The following is a 19178-nucleotide window of genomic DNA, read 5'->3' as shown; positions in this document are numbered from 1 at the left end:
GCCATCAGCCCTGCCCGAACTCGGCGCGCAAGCGCGCCTTGTCGATCTTGCCCGTCGCGGCCAGCGGCATGGCGTCGACCCGCTCGATGCGTTCGGGGATCCACCAGTCGGCCACGCGGCCCTTGAGCGCGCCCCGCAGGGCGTCGTCGGACACGGCCTCGCGCAGTTCGACGACCAGCACCGGCCGCTCGCCCCATTTCGGGTCCGGCCGCGCCACCACCGCAGCAAGAGACACCGCCTTGAGCGCGCCGATGATCTCCTCGATCTCGACGGGATTGATCCACTCCCCGCCCGATTTGATCAGGTCCTTGGAGCGCCCGGCGATGGTCATGGCTCCGGTCTCGTCGATCATCGCCAGATCGCCGGTGTCGAACCAGCCGTCAGCGTCGACGGCCCGTTGAGCGGCCCCCAGATACCGGTGCACCACGCTGGCGCCCCTGACCTTGAGGTGGCCGACGACGCCCCGCTGTTGCGCCAGGTCCGCGCCCTCGGCGTCGGTCAACTTCATGTCCAGGCCGATGGAGGTTCGCCCCGAGGCGCGCGCCGGTTCCCCCGGAGGCGACAGGGTGCCGGTCGGCGACAACTCGGTCATGCCCCAGCTGGTCTGCACCCGGACGCCGAGGGTCTGCTCAAGCCTGTTCATCAGGCTTTCCGGACAACCGGAGCCGCCCAGCACGATGCGCTCGAGGCCGGGCACGCCCTCCCCGCTGGCGTCGACATGGTCGACCAGGCCCAGCCAGACCGTGGGCACGCCGGCGGTGATGGTCACGCCTTCCTCGCGGATCAGACGCGCGAGGCGCGCCCCGTCCGTGACCCGTCCCGGCAGCACCAGCTTGGCCCCCACGGCCGGGGCTGAAAAGGGGAAGCCCCAGGCGTTGGCGTGGAACATGGGCACGGCGACCAGCACTGAATCCCGCTGCGTCAGCCCCAGCGAGTCCGGGAGGATCGAGCGCAGGGTGACCAGGTAGTTGGAGCGGTGGGTGTAGACGACCCCCTTCGGCGCGCCCGTGGTGCCGGAGGTGAAGCACAGCCCCGCCGGCGAGCGCTCGTCGAAGCCGCCCCACGCCGCGGGCTCGCCGCCTTCGATCAGAGCCTCGAGGTCGAGCGTTTCGCCATTCGCCGGAGGCCGTTCGTCCAAAGCCAGTAGGCGCAGTCCGGGCCGCCGGGCGGCGATCTCGGCGGCCAGGGCGGCCAGACCGGCGCCATAGGCCAGCAGGGTCGCGCCCGACTGCTCCAGCATCGCGGCCAGCTGGACGGCGGTCAGGCGTGGATTGAGCGTATGGCAGACCATGCCCACGCCCATCACCGCATACCAGATCTCCATGTGCGGGCGGGTGTTCCAGGCCAGGGTGGCCACGGTGTCGCCCCGCTCCAGCCCGAGGCCGAGCAGGGCTCCGGACAGCCGTTCGCTGCGCGCCAGGACATCCGCATAACCCATCCGGCTGACGTCGCCGTCGATGTCGCAGGACACGACCTGAACATCACCATGCCAGCGCGCCGCATGGATCAGAAATTTGTCGACCGTCAGTTCGTAGGGCTGCATGCCGTCCATCATCGCGTCCAGCGGGCGGGCGCGCGCCGGGACGGCCTCTGCCGACGGTGTGTCGATGGTCTGGTGAACGGTCATCAAGGACTTTGGAACTCGGAGAAAACAGTTCGGGGCGGACCGCCAGGCCCGCCCCAAGGGACCTTAGAAGCTGCGGGTGACACGCAGGCCGTACTGGCGCGGCGGCGCGGCGTAGCGCTGTCCGGCCTTCACCGCGCCGATGTATTCCTCATCGAACAGGTTGGTGGCGTAGGCCTGCACCCGCCAGTCGCCGGCGCCGGGTTCGTAGGTCAGCTGAGCGTTGACGATGTCGCGCGGCTCCAGCCGGTCGCCGCGGGCCTGGTTGGCGAAGATCGTGCCCCAGGTCTGGGAAATGTGGCTGTAGTCCACGCGCGGCGTCAGGCGGCCGCCGCCCACGGCGAAGTCGTATTCCACGCCCAGATTGACGGTCAGCTCCGGCGCATAGGTCTGGGCGTTGCCGCCCACGTTCACGCAGTTGGCCGAGGCCGGACCCGTTCCCGGATTGCATCCGCCGGCCAGGGTCCCGCGCGGATCGATGGCGAAGAAGTCGCCCAGTTCCGATTTCGACAGCGACAGGCCGGCGTCGAATCCGAGCGCGCCGAAGCGGCCCTGGGCCGAGGCTTCCAGCCCGTAGATCTTCGTCTCGCCGAGCACGTTCGAGATCGAGGTGATGGTCGGCGTGGTCGGATCGCCGATGATGACCTGGAAGTTTTCGTAGATGTTGTAGTAGCCGCCGATCTGGGTCCGCAGCCGCCCGTTGAACATCGTGGCCTTCCAGCCCGCTTCGAAGTCGACGACCTCTTCACCCTCGAACGGTCCGGGGGGCACGCCCAGGATGTTCGGCCCGTTCAGCCCGCCCGCCTTGTAGCCGGTCGCCACGAAGCCATAGAGGAAGTTGTTGTCGTCCAGGGTCCAGTTCAGGGCGACCTTGCCGGTGACCTTGTCCTCCTCGACCTTGTCGTTCTGCGTGATCGCCAGGGCCAGGGCGGGGATGGCGCTGATGGCCTGGTTCTCGACCGTCGAGCGCGAGAAGCGGGCGCCGACCTGCAGTTCCAGCGACGAGGTCAGGTCGTAGCTCGCCTGGCCGAAGACCGCAGCCGTCGACTTCGGATTGCGGCCCTCCAGGGTGATCGCGATCAAGAGAGGAATCGTCGGGGACAGATACTGGGTGGTGGTGAACTGGCCCGGCGGGAAGGTGATCAGGTCATCCTGGTAGTAGGCGCCCAGGACCCAGGTCAGCGGACCGGTGTCCGGGGAGATCAGGTTGAACTCCTGCGACCACAGCCGCTGGTCCACCTTGATGTTGGAGGTGAACGGCAGGGTGGCCGTGCCGTCGGTGTCGGCGCGCACGGACGTGGTGCCGTCCTGATAGCCCGTGATCGACCGCAGGATCATCCCATTGTCGAACTCGTAGCTGACGTTCAGCACCGAGCGCAGGATCTCGTCCTGGGCCCGGAACGGTCCGTTGGTGCGGATGTCGAACAGACCGTCGGTCGAGTTGACGGGCGTCGTGGGATAGCCGCCGAGGTCGATGTGGCTGTAGTCGGTCTTGAACAGGACGCGCAGGGCCTCGGTCGGCTGCCACAGCAGGCTGGCGCGGATGCTCTGGTTGTCCACCGCGCCGGGGTCGCCCTCGGTCGGCGCGCCCTGGATGACGTTGTAGAAGCCGTCGCGATTGTCGGTGTTGAAGGCCAGACGCACCGCCAGGGTGTCGCTGAGCGGCATGTTGACCGCACCCTGCAGACGCAGGTGATCGTAGTTGCCGTACTGGCCGGTGACATAGCCGTTCACGCCCGAGAAGTCGGGATTGCGTGAGGTGATGAAGACCGCGCCGCCGGTGGCGTTCTGCCCGGCGAAGGTGCCTTGCGGGCCGCGCAGCAGCTCCAGGCTGGCGATGTCGTAGAAGGGCTCGTTCTGGAAGTAGGCGGGGAACACCGCCACGCCGTCGCGGTAGGTGATGACGCCCACGCCGATGCTGGACGAGTTCTCGGTCTTGCCGATGCCGCGAACGTTGAAGCTGTTGCCCTGACCGGAGTTCTGCACCGTCACCGACGGCATCGAGAACTGCAGTTGGTCGATGGCGTTGACGCCCTTGTCCTGCAGCTGTTCGCCGGTCAGGACCGCCGCGGCGATCGGGGTCGTCTGCAGATTGGTCGTGCGCCGTTCGGCGGTGACCACGACCTCGTCCAGCGCCGACGCCTCGGCGGCCTGTTGAGGCTGTTCAGCCTGCTGCGCTTGCGCCGCGCCGCACCAGAGCAGCGCGACCACGGACGTCGAAATCCAGATGCTACGGCCCATGACGGGTCCCCCTATCCTGTGGTGTTTCCTCGGCGATCTCCGTCGCCATGCGGCCATGAGTTTCACCGAACGGCCTCGCCGTCAACACTCATTCAGTCACGAATGAACATCTTGATTTTACCGGAACACCGATTGAGTGTGCGCCTTGAAGCGGTCGTCCTCCGGGGCAGAACAAGCCGCACACAGGGAGAGGTCGATGCGTTTTCTGGATCGTGACGGCGTGCGTCTGGCGTGGACCGAACAGGGCTCGGGCACGCCCATCCTGCTGATCATGGGACACCGCTACAGCTCCGCGATGTGGTATCCGGTCATCGAAGCCTTCGGTGATCGCTACCGACTGATTTCGTTCGATAATCGTGGCACCGGCCACAGTGACGCGCCCCGGCGCACGAGCGTCGAGGAGATGACCGATGACGCCCTGGCGGTGCTGGACGCGGCGGGGGTCGAGTCGGCCCACATTTACGGGGTGTCCATGGGCGGCGGCATCGCCCTGGAGTTCGGCATCCGCTACCCGGAACGGACCCGGTCGCTGATCCTCGGCTGCACCATGGCCAAGACGCCGGACATCAAGCCCCGGCCCGACTGGCTGATCCGACTGCTCTACAACGCCCTGCCGGTGCTCAAGCTGCTGGCCAAACCGAAGTTCAAGAACGGCTATGGCGACGCCGCGCCGGACGACGCGATCGCCCGCGACATGAAGGTCCTGGCCAAGGATCCTTACGACCTGAACGGCGTCATCGCCCAGGCCATGGCCATCTCGCACTACAGCATCGATCCGGAAGAGGTCCGCGCCGTGACGGCGCCCACCCTGGTGCTGCACGGCACCCAGGATCTGGCGGTGCCCTATGAGGCCGGCAAGGCGATGGCCGAAATGATTCCCGGGGCCCGGCTCGTGACCTTCCAGGACATCGGCCACAACTACTTCATCGGCGCTGGGGAGGTCGCCAACGCGGAGGTCGACCGGTTCATCGGCGAGGTCGAAGCCAAGCGCGCCGGGGCCTGATCATGACCGTGCTCGACCGATGGGAACTGCGGGACTTCGCGCCCGGGGACGGGGCCGCCGCCGACGAGGGCGGCGGCTGGATCGCGATCACCGCTCCCGGCGACGCCTATGTCGCCCTGATCGACGCCGGACGGCTGGCGCATCCCTTCGTGGGCCGTGGCGAGGCCGAGGCCGCGTGGGTGCGCGACCGCGAATGGTGGCAACGCACGACCTTCGTCGCCCCCGTCCTCGCCCCCGGAGAGACGGCGGAGCTGGTGTTCGAGGGACTGGACACGTTCGCGACCATCTTCCTCGACGGCGAGGAGATCGGCCGGGCCGACAACATGTTCCGCCGCTGGGTCTTCGATGTCGGCGAGCGGCTGAAGCCCGGGACCCGGCACGCGCTGGCCGTCCGCTTCGATCCGCCCGCCCTCGCGGCGCCCGATCTCCCCCTCCCGCCCTGGAACGCCTTCACCGACCGGGTCAGCCGTTCCCGGCGCAACCAGATGCGCAAGGCGCAATTCGGCTGGGGCTGGGATTGGGGTCCCGACCTGCCGACAGTGGGGATCTGGAAGGAGGCGCGGCTGGATGTGCGCGCGCCGGCCGGCATCGCGGACCTGCGCTTCGCCACCTTGACCGTCTCCGCCGAAGCCGCCGAGGCCCGGATCGATCTGCGGACCCAAAACGCCGGCGCGGCGACCCTCGAGGTCATCGTGGCCGACCCGGACGGCCGCGAGATTTTCCGCCACGAAAGTCCGGCCGAAGAGACGCTGTCCCTGCCCGTCCGCCTGGATCAGCCCCGGCTGTGGTGGACGACGGACCTGGGCGAACAGCCGCTGTACGCGCTGACGGCCCGCCTGCTGCGGGATGGACGCGTGGTCGATGAGGCGCGGCGCGAGGTCGGCCTGCGCACCATCCAGCTGGACCAGTCGCCGGACCCGGACGAGCCGGGCGCGACCTTCTTCCGCTTCGTCCTGAACGGCGTGCCGATCTTCGCCAAGGGCGCCTGCTGGGTGCCCGCCTCGTCCTTCGTGGGCGAGGTGGACGAGGTCGCTTACGAACGCCTGATCGACCAGGCGATCCGCGCCAATATGAACATGATCCGCGTCTGGGGCGGCGGGATCTATGAGCCGGACCTGTTCTACGACCTGTGCGACCGGCGCGGCCTGCTGGTCTGGCAGGACTTCATGTTCGCCTGCGCCCAGTATCCGGAGGACGACGCCTTCGCCGCGTCCGTGAAAGCCGAGGCCGAGGATCAGGTGCGCCGCCTGCGCCACCATGCCTGCATGGCCCTGTGGTGCGGCAACAACGAGAGCCAGGCCATGCACCGGATCAACAACGACAAGGCCGGCGAGGACGGCCGGCTGTCGGGCCTGAAGCTGTATGACGACATCCTGCCCGAGGTGGTGGAGCGGCTGGATCCCGCCGCGATCTATTGGCCCGGCAGTCCGTGGGGCGGCCCCAATCCCAACAGCATGAAGGCTGGAGACGTCCATGACTGGACCGTCTGGCATGGGGTGCCGCCGATCCCGGACGACGAAATGGTCGGGGATTTCCAGTCTTCACCCGAGGGGGTCGCCTACACCCGCTACACCGAGGACACCGCCCGCTTCGTCAGCGAGTTCGGCCTGCAGGCCGCGCCCGTTCTGGAGACGCTGCAACGGTGGATGGACCCGGCCGACTTGGCCCCGGACAGCGAGGGCTTTCTGGCCCGGATCAAGGATGAGGCCCGCAAGGCCGACGCCATGATGATGCCTGTCACCGGCTTGCCGAACACCCTGCGCGACTACGTCGACTTCACCCAGTGGTGTCAGGCCGAAGGTTTGAAGTTCGGCATCGAGCATTTCCGCCGTCGCCGCCCCCATTGCTCGGGGGCCTTGCTGTGGCAGTTCAACGACTGCTGGCCCTGTGTGAGCTGGAGCCTTGTCGATTACGACGGGGTCGAGAAGGCCTCGTACCATGCGGTCCGTCGGGCCTTCGCCCCGGTGATGGCCTCGTTCAGGGCCGCGCCGGACGGCGTGATCGAGCTGTGGATCACCAACGACACCCTCCAGCCCGTCGAAGGTGAAGTCGCTATCATACTGGAATCCCTCGACGGAGAGATCGACCAGACGTGGACGGTCTCCTTCTCCGCACCGCCCGGCGGCCATGCCACGCCCTGGCGGCAAGCGCTCGACGGCGGGAATGATCGGGTCCTGCGCGCCCGATCCCCGTCAGGGGCGTTCGAGGCCGCCCGTCACCTGTTCGTTCCGATCCAGCGACTGGCCCTGAAGCGCGGCGCGGCGCCGATCATGGCGATCACGCCGCTGTCGCCCACCCGCCTGCGGGTCGACCTGAGCGCCGATACCTGGCTGGCGTTCGTCCACCTGACCTCCGCCCGGGCCGACCTGCGGTTCAGCGACAACCATTTCGACATGGCTGCCCGCGAGATCCGTTCGGTTCTGGTGACGGCGCCGCGCCCGCTCGATCCGACCGATGTCGCCGTCCGCTGCTGGAATGATCGTTCGACGCCCTGACCGCCGGTGCGGGCCTATTTCGAGAATCTCAGGGTGACGCCGACCGTTCGCGGACGTAGCGGCGTGGTGGCCAGGGCCTCGGGCAGGCGGAACGGGTCACCGAACGAGAAGGTGTTGGCCGTCGTGTTGAAGGGGTTATCGATGAACGCCATGATCGCCCAGTTGTCCGCTTCCAGACCCGTCGACATGCGGCCGTTCAGGTAGTTGCCCATCCGGTAGCGGCGTTCGGCGTCGAACGTCAGCCGCGATGGGCCGACGTAGGACAGGCTGGCGTCCACGAAGCCGGTCAGCCCTCCGCCGACGGGACGCCGCCAGGAGAAGTTGATGTTGGCCGAGGCGGAGGGAACGCCGGGCAGGCCCGCATCCCCCCGCGAGTTGAAGTTTGCGCTGGGCCGGGTGATCCGCGGGTCGGCGAGCAGGGCGTTGGCGCGGATCTCGATCTCATCGTTCGGCCTCCAGTTGGTCTCGATCTCGATGCCCCGGTTGGCGCCGTCGCCCACGTTCACGGCGTAGGCCAGACCGCTGGGGAGGAACTGGTCGCTCTGGATGTTCTGCCAATCGGCCACGAAGACGGCGACGCGGGCCTGAACCCGTCCATCCCAGAGCACGACCTTGGTCCCGACCTCATAGTTCCAGAGCGTGTCGCCCGAATATTCCCGCATCGGGTTCCCAGGGCCGCCGTCGAAGTCCTGCCACAGCGGTCCCCCCGTGTTGAAGCCGCCCGTCCGGTGCCCCTGACTGATGAGGGCATACAAGCCCATGCGGTCGTCAGGGCGGTAGTCGAGCCCCAGCTTGGGCGAAAAGCCCCAGGTGCTGCGCCGCCCCTGGAACTCGCGCTGCCCGAACCTCTGGATCACGTCGGAGCGTGTGTCATAGTCAAAGCCGTAGAGCCGCCCCCCCGCCGTCAGCGTCAACGTCGGGGTGAGGGCGTAGGAGATTTCACCAAACGCCGCCGCCTCGCGGAGTTCGTCATTGCGAACTTCACCATAGACATCGGCAGGCGTGGGCCGCAGGGCTGAAAGCAGGGTTTCGGCCCGCGTCTCACCCTGCGAAAAGAACCCGCCGGCCAGCCATTCGACCTTGTCGGACGGCGGCGAACGGAACGTCAGTTCGCCCACCACAAGATGGATGGACTTCGCCTCGTCCAGAGCTCCGGTCCGGGCAAGGGACCCGAATAGCAAAAGCGCGGTCGAGGCGTCGTAGCGGCTGCGGAAGCGGTGATCGAGGTAGGCGATCGATCCATCGACACGCCCCCAGTCGCCCCGGCCTTCGATGCTGACGTAGGCCTGGTTGAAATCGTTCGTATGGGGCTCGCGCACCAGATTGGCGCGCCTCAGCCCGCCCAGGGTGCGATAGACGTAGTGCGTATCCTCGGTGTCGATCGACTGATGGACGACCCCCACGGTCGTGCTCCAGTCGGGAGCGAGGCGCAGGCTGGCCGCCAGCCGCCCGCCCCGCCGCGACGAGGCGTTGACCCGGCGCAGGCTCAGGCTGACATCGTCGATATAGCCGTCGAAGGCCTCCTCATACGCCAGCCCGCGAATGGCGCCCCGCTCGCCCGGCAACGGCAGGTTCACGACGGCCGAGTATTCGGTGTTGGCGCCGCCGCCGGCCGTGACCGATCGGGTCCCGGACACGTCCACGGCATAGGTCAGCGGATCCGGCGATCGGGTGACGATACGGACCACGCCGCCGATCGGACCCGTGCCGTACAGCGCGCCCTGCGGCCCACGCAGCACTTCGACCCGATCAAGGTCGATCAGCTTGAGGTCCGGATCCGGGGCGCTGTAGGTGATGGGAACGAGATTGAGGTACAGCCCCACCGTCGACTGGGTCAGCCCCGTGAAGGCGCCGTCGGACATGCCTCGCAACAGGATCTTGTTACGGCCCGACCCCAGGTTGGTGACCGTCATTCCCGCGATCAGATTGCTGAGGTCGTGAGCGTTGGCCGCTCCGGCGAAGCCGATCTGTTCACCGGTCACCGCAGTCACCGCGATGGCGGCGCTCTGGGGCGACTCCGGCCGACGCTCGGCGGTCACGATGACGTCGCTGAGCTCCGAGGTGTTTTCGAACACCGCCTCGACCGGCCTTAGAGCAACGGGGGGAAGCGACGGCGCCGGCATGGAGACCGCGGGCCGGGCGCGCCCGGCGCGGCGGATGATGATCGCTCCGCTGCCGCTGGTCGACCAGGTGCAGCCCGAGCCGGCCAGCACCCGGGTCAGGGCGGCGTTCAGCCCCATCGTTCCGTTCAGCGCGGGGGCGACGCCACGGCAGGCCGACAGATCGCCCCCCAGCGAAACCCGGGCCTGAAGCGCCAGATCCAAAAGAGCGCTCTCGACCCGTTGTGACGGGATATGAAGGTTCAACCGCCGGTCAGGCGTCGCCTCCGCGGGCCGCGCCGCGCCGAGTACCGTTACAGTCAGGATTAGGCCGAGGCCAACGACGCGAAATCGTCCCGTTCTGCCGCCTGAAGAAGGATCAGCGCGAGTCACGCCCAGTCAAATCCACCCCGTCGGCGGATCGAGTGACCTCAACCGGAGCCAGCTCCTTGAGCTGTTCCAGCATGACCGCCTCATCCGCCACCCGCAGAACTCCGGTAAACCGCAGATTCTGCGCTGAAACCGATACGTTAACCGGTTTGCCGAGGTAGCGCGACAGGTCGTCTCCGACCTCCGCGAGAGAGGCGTTGCGATAGACCAGAACCCCAGTGCGCCAGGTCGAGGCGCTGGCGGGATCGACGCGGCTCAGAACGGCCTGTTGGCGACCAAGCTGGTCGACCCGCTGACCGGCCGTCAGCCGCATGACGTCCCCGCTGCTGGCCGGCGTCACCGCGACCACGCCACGCTCGACGCTCACCGAGAACCGTCCATCGTGGTTGACCACGTTGAATGCGGTCCCCAGGACCTGGACGCTGCGGTCGCTGGCGGTGATCACGAACGGGCGAGAGGCGTTGTGCGCGACGTCGAAGGCGGCCTCGCCGTCGGAAAGGGTGACCTCGCGCCGTCCCGACTCCATGCGCACGCTCAGGTCGGAGTGACGGTTCATGTAGATGACCGAGCCGTCCGACAGTTCGACCGTGCGCGGCGCCGATTCCGTCCGGTAGACCTCGGTGCGGGCGCCGAACAACGGCCACACCCCGACGGCCAGGACCAGAGCCGCGGCCATGCCGATCGCCGGATACAGCCAAACAGGCCGCGACCGTCGCGCACCCGGGAGGTCATCGTTCGCCGGCAGGGCCGACGGAGGAACCTCATCCAGCGCGATCCACAGAGCTTCCACCCGGTCGTAGGCGTCGCGATGCGCAGGCGCCGCCTCGATCCAGTCCTGGAAGGCGAGCCATTCCGCCTCGGACGCATCCGGACCGTTCAGGCGCACGAACCAGCCCCGGGCCGTCTCCTCAATGTCGGTGTGGATGTTCATCTGTACGACTGTCGATCTTCAGCCACGGCGAGCGGCTCTCTGAGGGTAGGACGTCGCAGGTGCGGCGCCACCTCCGAGGAAAATCACGCCAAACGCGAAAAATGCGCCCGTCACCGCGGCGCCCTCGCGGCCAGGATCCTAAGCGCGTCCATCATATGCTTCTCGACTGAACTGCGGGAGATCCCCAGGCGGGCCGCCACCTCAGCGTAGCTGAGACCGTCGAATTTGTGCATCCGAAAGATCGTGGCCGTCTTGCGGGGCAGCGTCTCCAGCGCCGCGATCAGCGCCGACAGCCGTTCACGGCTCGCCACCACGGCCTCGGCGGACGGGGCGTCATCGATGTCCTCGTAGGCGCCGACGACGTGGGAGGTCATGCGCCAGGCCCCGTCCCGGGCAGCGCCCCTCAACGCCGAACGCCGCCTGTCCAGCAACAGATTCGAGGCCAGCCGGTACAGGAAGGCTCGCGCGTCCCGGATCTCGACCTCCGGACTGACGGCGGACACCTTGAGATAGAGGTCCTGCAGCAGATCCTCGACATCGGGAGCGCCGCCTAGGCGCGCGCGAAGGAACCGCGCCAGCGCATCGCGCTGCTCGAAGTAGACATCGGTCAAAGGATGCGCGGTCGGCGCTGTCAAAGGAGTGCTGCCCTCTCGTCGGTTCAGAACACCCGACGCCGCCGGACGGACGCCGCCTTCTCCAGACAACGCCGTTTCATGCCGTGCAGTTTCTTTTGAGGCAAGCCGCGCGGGGCGCCGTCTTACCCATCGAGGGCATGTGAGCCCCTTTGACATGCCCCCCTGTCGTCCGGATCCGGTTTTCCGCCCGGGTCCGGACGACCCCCCGGAGAGTGACGACACGATGCAGACCCGGGCGCGCTCAGATGTTTGATCTCTGGCGCGCCGGCTATGTCCGCAGTCCCCTGTCCCATGCGCTTGAACCCGACGGACTGGACCCGGCGAAGGTCGTCTGGCTGCCCGCGGGCGATCGCTCTTTCCAATTCGTCGCCGACCCGTTCGGCCTCGAGCGTGACGGGGTGGTCACCGTGTTCGTCGAGGCGTTCGACTATCGGGTTCGCCGCGGCGAGATCCACTATTTCCAGTACGACCAGAACGACGTCCTCATCGGTCGGGGAGTGGCGCTGGCCGAGCCGTTCCACCTTTCCTACCCAAGCCTGATCGAGGACGGCGGCGAGCTCTACATGCTGCCCGAGGGGTACAAGAGCGGCGTCCTGACCCTGTACCGTTGTGTCCGTTTCCCCGACCGTTGGGAGCCGGTTCAGAAGCTTCTCGATGTTCCCGCGATCGACGCCACCGTCGTGCGGTCCGGCGCGCGCTGGTGGATGTTCTACGCCCTGCCCGGGCCGGATGACCGCGCCATGCGGGAGCTCCATGTCGCCTGGGCCGATCGGCTGGAAGGCCCCTGGACGCCGCATGCCCACAATCCGGTGCGGACCGGGTCGGCGGATTCCCGCCCCGGTGGTTCTGCGTTCGAACGCGATGGCGTCCTTCACCTGCCGGTGCAGGACTGTTCCGACGCCTACGGCTCGCGGATCCGGCTGTTGCGGATCGACAGTCTCGGACCCGACCGGTTCGAGGCGACCGAAGTCCGCCGGTTCGAGCCGGAAGGCCTTCTCGACGGCTTCAGCGACGGCCTTCACACCCTTTCAGGAACCGGCGGCATGACCTTCATCGACGTCAAGAGCGTCAATCATTCCCCGCTCGAGCGCTACATCCGCGCCCAGTACAAGCTGCGCCGCCTGTTTCGGCTGAACGGTCCGCGCCCGCAACGCGCCGAGGCGGCCTGAGATGCGGATCGCCGTTGTCATGCCTCGTGGCTGTCTGATGGAGCGTGGCCAGACCAACTCCATGGAGACGGTCGCCCTCACGTTGAACCTGCGCAGCCGGTTCCAGGACGATATACGGATCATCTGCGACGCGGGGGCCGCCGATCCGGCGATGCCGGGCCTGCTGACCATTCCCGCCGGGCTGAGCAAGTCGGAACGCCGGAACGTCGTCGCGGCCGTGTTGCGCGATCTGGCCCCCGACATCGTTGAGTACCACCAGCAACTCGGACCGGCCGCCGAGCTGGCCCGCCTCCTGCCCGGCCCCATGCACGTCCTCTATCGACACACGCGCATCAAGCCGCCCGGCAATCCGATCGAGCGGTTCCGTTATCGCCGCCGGCTGCAGGCCTTCGATCACCTCCTGTTCGTCAGCGAGGCGGCCTGCGCCGAATTCCGGACCGACTATCCCCGTTTCAAGGGGGCGATTTCGGCGGTCTGCAATCCGATCGACATCGCAGCCTGGCGCGGTGACGTCACGGCGCGTGAGCCGCTGATCCTGTTTTCGGGCCGCGCGCTGCCCGAGAAGGGGCTCGACGCCTTCTGCGAAGCGCTGGCGACCGTTCTGGACCAAAATCCGACCTGGCGCGGCGCCCTTATGCTCGGCGAATGGGAACGGAACCAGGCCTGGGCCGAACCGCACGTTCGCGCCCTCGATCGGTTCGGCGATCGGGTCGAACTCCATAAGTCCGCGTCGATGGCGAAGGTCATCGAGGTGTCGCGCCGCGCCGCCATCGCCGTGACCCCGTCACGAGTCGCCGAGGCGCTGGGCCTGACGGCGCTCGAAGCCCACGCCGCCGGGGCGGCGCTGGTGTCGTCCGGACGCGGCGGCCTGCGCGAGGCGAGCGGGGTCCACGCCCTGTACGTCGATCCGCCGGAAGCGCCAGGGCTCGCGGACGCCATCGCCCGGCTGGTCACGGACGACAAGCTGCGCCGGAGGATGGCCTCCGCGGGCCAGACGCATGTCGTGGCGATCCACAATCCCGTGGCGCGAGCTCGACAGCTCGACGACCTGCGCCAACATATCGCCGATGAAGGCCGTGTCCGCTCTGGCCTTCGTCCATCACGCCTGCGCATGATCGGCAAATCTTCCGGATCCCCCGTGATTGACCGAGGCCTGCCATGGGCGGACGCACCTTCCTGACGACCCTTCTCTTCGGCAAACGGGCCGCGGCGCGCTCCGGCGACATTCGAGATCTGCCCGACCGCCGGCTCATGGCCGATGCCTATATTCCCGCCTTCGCCGCGGCCGGCGGCCGGATTCTGTGGGTCGGGTGCCGCGCCTACACCGCGACCGACTACGCCGCGCTGGAAACCGGCGGGGCCGAAGTCTGGACGACCGATATCGATCCCAAGGCGGCCCGTTGGGGCCGCAGCGGTCGCCACCGGACCGGCGACGTCTGCGCGATCGACACGATCTTCCCCGACATCACCTTCGACGCCATCATCTGCAACGGCGTCTTCGGCTACGGGGTCAATGCAGCCGAACAGCAAGGTCGGGCGATGGCGGCGATGGCCGCGATCCTGCGGCCCGGCGGACAGCTTCTGCTGGGCTGGAACACCGACAAGGTGGAGGATCCCGTCCAGGCGGGTCTGACGGCCCCGTGGTTCGATCCAGCGCCGTTCGGCGGCCAGGATCAGAGGGTGGGGTTCGACACCGTCACCCACGTCTATGACACCCTGATCCGACGCGCCTGACGGTCTTCGAGGCGACGCGACATCGATCCTTCACGGACCGCGGCTAGGAGGGCCGCCGTCGGAATCGAAGGAGCGCGCCATGTTCACCCTGCTGACCATTCTGCTGGCGGGCCCGCTGCAGACCGCGCCCGAACAGGCCTGCGCGGCCACGGCGGCCGACGTCGGCGCGGCGGGCGGCGACGCCTGCGCCAGGCCCTGGATGGACCGGACCTTGCGCCTCAACGACCTGTCGGCGGTCGGGACCCACAACAGCTACAAGCTGGCCATCCCGGGCGACGAACTGGCCGTCATGACCGCCGCGAACCCGGCGGCGCGCGGACTGGACTACGCCCACCGTTCACTGGCCGACCAGTTGGACGGCGGCGCGCGTCAGATCGAGATCGACGTGCTTAACGATCCCGAGGGGGGACACTACGCCCATCCGCGCACGGCGTTGGGCGGCGGCGCGGCGGTCAGCCCGGCCTTCGCCGAAGCCATGGCCCGACCGGGCTTCAAGACCCTGCACATGCCGGATGTGGACTTCCGCAGTTCCTGCCTGACCTTCGTCGCCTGCCTGGGCGAGATCCGCGACTGGTCGCGCGCCCATCCCGATCACGCCCCGATCCTGATCATGCTGAACGCCAAGACCGGAGCGCCCTCCCTGCCCGGCAGCGTCGCCCTGCTGGACTTCGATGCCGCAGCCTGGGACGCGCTGGACGCCGAGATCCGTTCGGTCTTCGCCTCCGACAGCCTGATCACGCCGGATCAGGTCCAGGGCGGCCGGCCCACCCTGCGCGAGGGTGTCCTGGCGGGCGGCTGGCCGACGCTGGGGCAAGCGCGCGGCAAGGTCTTCTTCGCCCTCGACGAAGGTCCCCAGAAGGTCGCGAGCTATCGCGGCGAGCGGCGCTCGCTGGAAGGCCGCGCCATGTTCGTCAACACGGACGAGACCTCCCCCGCCGCCGCCTATCTGACGCTGAACGACCCGGTCGGCCAGCAGGCGCGCATCCGGGCGGCGGTGGAGGCGGGCTTCGTCGTGCGCACCCGCGCCGATGCGGACACGGTCGAGGCGCGCGCGGCGAGCGTCGCCCGGCGCAGCGCCGCCCTGTCCAGCGGGGCCCAGTATGTCTCGACCGATTATCTGTGGGCCGACCCGCGCTTCCCGACCTATGAGGTTCGCCTGCCCGGCGGAGCGGCGGCGGTCTGCAATCCGGTGCGCAACCCGGGGCGCTGCGATGGCCTGGCGGTCGAACTGACGGCGGGCGCTCCCCAGCGGGGCTATCTGGCGCGCGAGGATCGCCCGGACCTGACCATGGTGCTGGCCCCGCCCCCGGCCCCCGGCTCGGCGCGCGACACCGCCAATGCGGGCGTCTTCCGCGAGACCCGTCCCCTGCAGGGCACGCCGCGCTGGGCGCTGGCGACGGACGACGTGCGCGGGACGATGTACCACCACTTCGCCGGCGCCCTGGGCATCGAACTGACCGAGGCCGAGACGCCGGTGCTGACGGCCCTGCTCCAGCGATCGGGCGACGACCGCTCCGTGGTCGGCGACGCCAAGACCCACTGGGGCACGCAGCGGCCCTACATCGGCACGGATCAGCCGATCTGCGAGGCGAAGACCGATCATCTGGCGGGCAATCCCGACTATCCGTCCGGCCACTCCGCCCACGGCATGCACGTGGCCATGATCCTGGCGGAACTGGCCCCGCAACGGGCCGATATCCTCTATGCCCGGGGGCGCGAGTTCGCCGAGAGCCGCTACATCTGCGGCTCGCACAGCTACAGCGCCGCCGAGGCGGGCATCCTGTCCGGGGCCGTGATCTACGGCGCCGAACAGCGCTCGGAGACCTTCCGCCGCGACATGGAGGCGGCCCGCGCCGAGGTCCAGGCGGCGCTGGCGAAGGCCGGCTCCGGCGGCGAACAAGACACCGCCGTGAACTTTGAATGAAACCTGCTGTCACACGCTGAGGGACCTCGCCGCGAGGTCGTTGAGGGCCACGGGGGCGCAGGCCGGACGGAACGATCCGCCGGCGGCCGCCGACGTCAACATCGACCCAGCGGAGATTTCGAAGTGACCGGATCGAACCAGAATCGCGGCCAGGCCCGCATCGGCCGCATGGCCTTCCTGATGGGCGGCTGCGCCGCCGTCAGCCTGATGAGCGCCGGCGCCGCGGCGGCCCAGACCGCCCCGGCCGCCACGCCGCAAGACGAGTCGACCCAGCTGGACGAAGTCGTCGTCACCGGCGGCAGCTATCAGCGCAGCCTGGAGCAGGCGATCGACATCAAGCGTGAGAACGTCGGCTTCTCGGACGCCATCGTCGCCACCGACGTCGCCAACTTCCCGGACCAGAACCTGGCCGAGGCGCTGCAGCGCATCCCCGGTGTGACCATCGAACGCAACCGCGGCCTGGGCAGCCGGGTCAGCGTCCGCGGCCTGCCCGCCGAGTTCACCTTCGTCAGCATCAACGACCTGGCTACGGCTTCCGGCAGCGGCGGCCGCGAGGTCGAGCTGGACATCTTCGCCTCGGAGGTCATCCAGCAGGTCGTCGTCCAGAAGTCGCCCCGCGCCTCGGACGAGGAAGGCGGCATCGCCGGCACCGTCGACATCTCGACCGCTCGTCCGTTCGACTATCGCGAGCGCCAGTTGGTGGCCTCCGTCGAGGGCTCGCACAACTCGATCTCGGAAGAGATCGACCCGAAGGTCTCCTTCCTGGCCAGCGACACCTGGGGCAACTTCGGCGCCCTGATCTCGTTCTCGACCGCCCAACGTTCCAACCGCACGGACTCCAACTCGGGCATCAACTTCCGCCCGATGTCGCGCTTCCTCGCCAGCTCCACCGGCGCGCGGGGCACGCAGGCCCTGGCCGTGCTCGCCCGCGACGCCGGCATCGTCATCCCGGCCGCCGACCGCAACAACACCGCCATCACCAACCGGATCATCTTCCAGGACAAGGTCGGCGACCGGATCTACATGAACGAGCAGGACCAATGGGGCGGCACCCTGTCGCTGCAGTACCGGCCGTCGTCCAACCTCAGCCTGACGTTCGACGCCATGCTGGGCGGCTATGAGACGACCGAGGACGAGTACGACGCCGCCGCCTATTCGGCGTCCAGCCGCAGCACGCTGGAAACCATCCACTCGTACGACGCCACCACCCTGGCCGACCAAGGCATCATCGTCCTGCGCGACGTGTCCTACACCGCCACCCAGCACGAGATGCTGAGCAAGGAGCGGATCAACGAGACCGACTACTCCCAGTTCGCCGGCACGCTGGACTGGAGCGGCGACAGCTGGGAACTAAGCGCCATGGTCGGCTATTCGGGCGCCGAGAAGACGCTGGATTCGTCCAACCTGAAGCACGTGGCCTACGCCCCGTCACGGACGCGCTGGACCGCCAACGGCGGCGAGACCATCCCCAGCGCCACCTCGGGCGGCTTCGACATGTACAGCTCGTTCGACCGCTATCTGTTCGAGGCCTACGAGACCACGCTCGAGCACATCACTGACGACAAATACGCCGCCCAGCTGGACTTCACCCAGCATTTCGCGCTGGACGCCTTCCCGGCCCTGACCAGCATCCAGGTCGGCCTGCGCTACACCGACAGGAACAAGGAGCGTCAATACGGCGCCCTGAACATCCAGGGTCCGACGGCGGGCAGCACCGCCTGGCTCAACACCCGCCGCCTGTCGGACAGCCAGCTGACCAGCAGCAACGACCTGGCCCCCGGCGGCGCCTACACCATCCGCGATCTGACCTGGAGCCAGGTGTCGAACGACTACGCCCGTCGCACCTTCCGCTACGCCGGCTTCTCCACCCCGTTCAACGTCGGCGACTATTATGAGGTCTCCGAGGAAGTCCTGGGGGCCTACGCCATGGCCAATCTGGACTTCGACCTTGGGCCGGTTCCGGTCAGCGTGAACGGCGGCGTGCGCTACGTCGACACCTCGATCACCTCGTCCGGCTATCACCAGATCCAGACCCCGACCGGCGGCACCACCTATACCCCGGAGCCGGTGTCGAGCGACGGCGCCTACGACAAGCTGCTGCCCAGCCTGAACTTCACCGCCGAGCTGACCGACAGCATCGTGTTCCGCGGCGCCGCCTCGGAGACCCTGATCCGTCCGGCGCTGACCGACCTGGCCTACAAGCGCACCGCCAGCTGGAGCTCGTTCCGCTTCACGGACGGCAACCCGAACCTGAAGCCGACCTACGCCAAGCAGTGGGAAGTGGGTCTGGAGAAGTATCTTCCGGAGGGCGGTCTGCTGGCCGTGTCCTACTTCTCGAAGACCATCGAGGGCGTCGTCCGCCAGGCCCTGACGGGCACCGTGCAGGACGTCACCGTCTATAACGCCAACGGCACGGTCAACGGCATCTTCGACTTCGACGTCTACAGCCCGATCAACGAACCGGGTTCGTACGATGTCAGCGGTGTGGAGCTGGTGGCCGTCGTTCCGTTCGGCATGTTCTACGCGCCGCTGGACGGCTTCGGCATCAACGCCAACTACACCATGCTGGACAGCTCGCTGACCGGCTCTTCCACCCTGGGCATTCCGACCCCGCCCATCGGGCTGGCCGACAACACCTACAACGTCACCCTGTTCTACGAGAACGACCGCTTCCAGGGCCGTGTCTCGTACAACTACAAGGACGCCTACGTCGAAGGCATCGGCTACGAAATGTATCCGATCACCCGTGACGGCTACGGCCAGACCGACGTGTCCGTCAGCTACAACCTGACCGACAATATCCAGCTGAACCTCGAGGCCATCAACCTCACGGATGAGAGGACCACGGGCTACACCATGGATCCGTCCTTCCCGGTGATGGACGAGATGTCGGGACGCCGCGTCACCTTCGGCATGCGCATGGACTTCTGACC

The 19178-nt window shown here is 67.9% G+C and carries 12 protein-coding genes; 7 read left to right on the top strand and 5 right to left on the bottom strand.

The genetic code is table 11. From position 1 onward, the window contains the following. Positions 1-4: 4 nt before the first annotated feature. Positions 5-1627 (bottom strand): AMP-binding protein, encoded by a 1623-nt coding sequence (locus AC1RRF_RS02735; protein ID WP_492832590.1) that lies wholly within the window; start codon positions 1625-1627, stop codon positions 5-7. Between the two features lie 63 nt (positions 1628-1690). Next, entirely contained in the window at positions 1691-3865 is a 2175-nt protein-coding gene (locus tag AC1RRF_RS02730; protein ID WP_492832588.1) for a TonB-dependent receptor, read from the bottom strand. 196 nt (positions 3866-4061) lie between these two features. Here AC1RRF_RS02730 and AC1RRF_RS02725 point away from each other — a divergent pair, with 196 nt between their 5' ends. Continuing rightward, on the top strand, positions 4062-4868 hold the full coding sequence (locus AC1RRF_RS02725) for an alpha/beta fold hydrolase (protein ID WP_492832586.1): 807 nt from the start codon (positions 4062-4064) through the stop codon (positions 4866-4868). Positions 4869-4870: 2 nt separating this feature from the next. Continuing rightward, positions 4871-7363 (top strand): glycoside hydrolase family 2 protein, encoded by a 2493-nt coding sequence (locus AC1RRF_RS02720; RefSeq protein WP_492832584.1) that lies wholly within the window; start codon positions 4871-4873, stop codon positions 7361-7363. Between the two features lie 14 nt (positions 7364-7377). Here the strand turns inward: AC1RRF_RS02720 and AC1RRF_RS02715 are convergent, their stop codons facing one another. The 3 genes from AC1RRF_RS02715 to AC1RRF_RS02705 form a co-directional block, all read right to left on the bottom strand. Then, positions 7378-9687 (bottom strand): TonB-dependent receptor, encoded by a 2310-nt coding sequence (locus AC1RRF_RS02715; RefSeq protein ID WP_492832582.1) that lies wholly within the window; start codon positions 9685-9687, stop codon positions 7378-7380. A gap of 154 nt (positions 9688-9841) precedes the next feature. Further along, positions 9842-10783, bottom strand: coding sequence for a FecR family protein (locus AC1RRF_RS02710; protein ID WP_492832580.1), 942 nt, complete (start codon positions 10781-10783; stop codon positions 9842-9844). Positions 10784-10893: 110 nt separating this feature from the next. Next, on the bottom strand, positions 10894-11394 hold the full coding sequence (locus tag AC1RRF_RS02705) for an RNA polymerase sigma factor (RefSeq protein ID WP_492832578.1): 501 nt from the start codon (positions 11392-11394) through the stop codon (positions 10894-10896). 269 nt (positions 11395-11663) lie between these two features. Here AC1RRF_RS02705 and AC1RRF_RS02700 point away from each other — a divergent pair, with 269 nt between their 5' ends. The 5 genes from AC1RRF_RS02700 (at position 11664) to AC1RRF_RS02680 (ending at position 19176) form a co-directional block, all read left to right on the top strand. Next, the gene (locus tag AC1RRF_RS02700) at positions 11664-12587 is read left to right on the top strand and encodes a glucosamine inositolphosphorylceramide transferase family protein (RefSeq protein ID WP_492832576.1); all 924 of its coding nucleotides are present in this window, start codon (positions 11664-11666) and stop codon (positions 12585-12587) included. 1 nt (position 12588) lies between these two features. Further along, positions 12589-13767, top strand: coding sequence for a glycosyltransferase family 4 protein (locus tag AC1RRF_RS02695; protein WP_492832574.1), 1179 nt, complete (start codon positions 12589-12591; stop codon positions 13765-13767). Next, complete coding sequence (locus AC1RRF_RS02690; RefSeq protein WP_492832572.1) at positions 13746-14321, top strand: class I SAM-dependent methyltransferase; 576 nt, start codon at positions 13746-13748, stop codon at positions 14319-14321. Before AC1RRF_RS02695 ends, AC1RRF_RS02690 begins: the two co-directional genes overlap by 22 nt. Before the next feature lie 79 nt (positions 14322-14400). Then, the gene (locus tag AC1RRF_RS02685) at positions 14401-16245 is read left to right on the top strand and encodes a Ca2+-dependent phosphoinositide-specific phospholipase C (RefSeq protein ID WP_492832570.1); all 1845 of its coding nucleotides are present in this window, start codon (positions 14401-14403) and stop codon (positions 16243-16245) included. Positions 16246-16368: 123 nt separating this feature from the next. Beyond that, on the top strand, positions 16369-19176 hold the full coding sequence (locus AC1RRF_RS02680) for a TonB-dependent receptor (protein WP_492832568.1): 2808 nt from the start codon (positions 16369-16371) through the stop codon (positions 19174-19176). Positions 19177-19178 lie beyond the last annotated feature (2 nt).

This window comes from Brevundimonas sp. GW821-FHT12C05, from assembly GCF_058807475.1.
The sequence above is the reverse complement of the archived record's forward strand: the minus strand, read 5'-3'. Positions and strand labels throughout refer to the sequence as shown.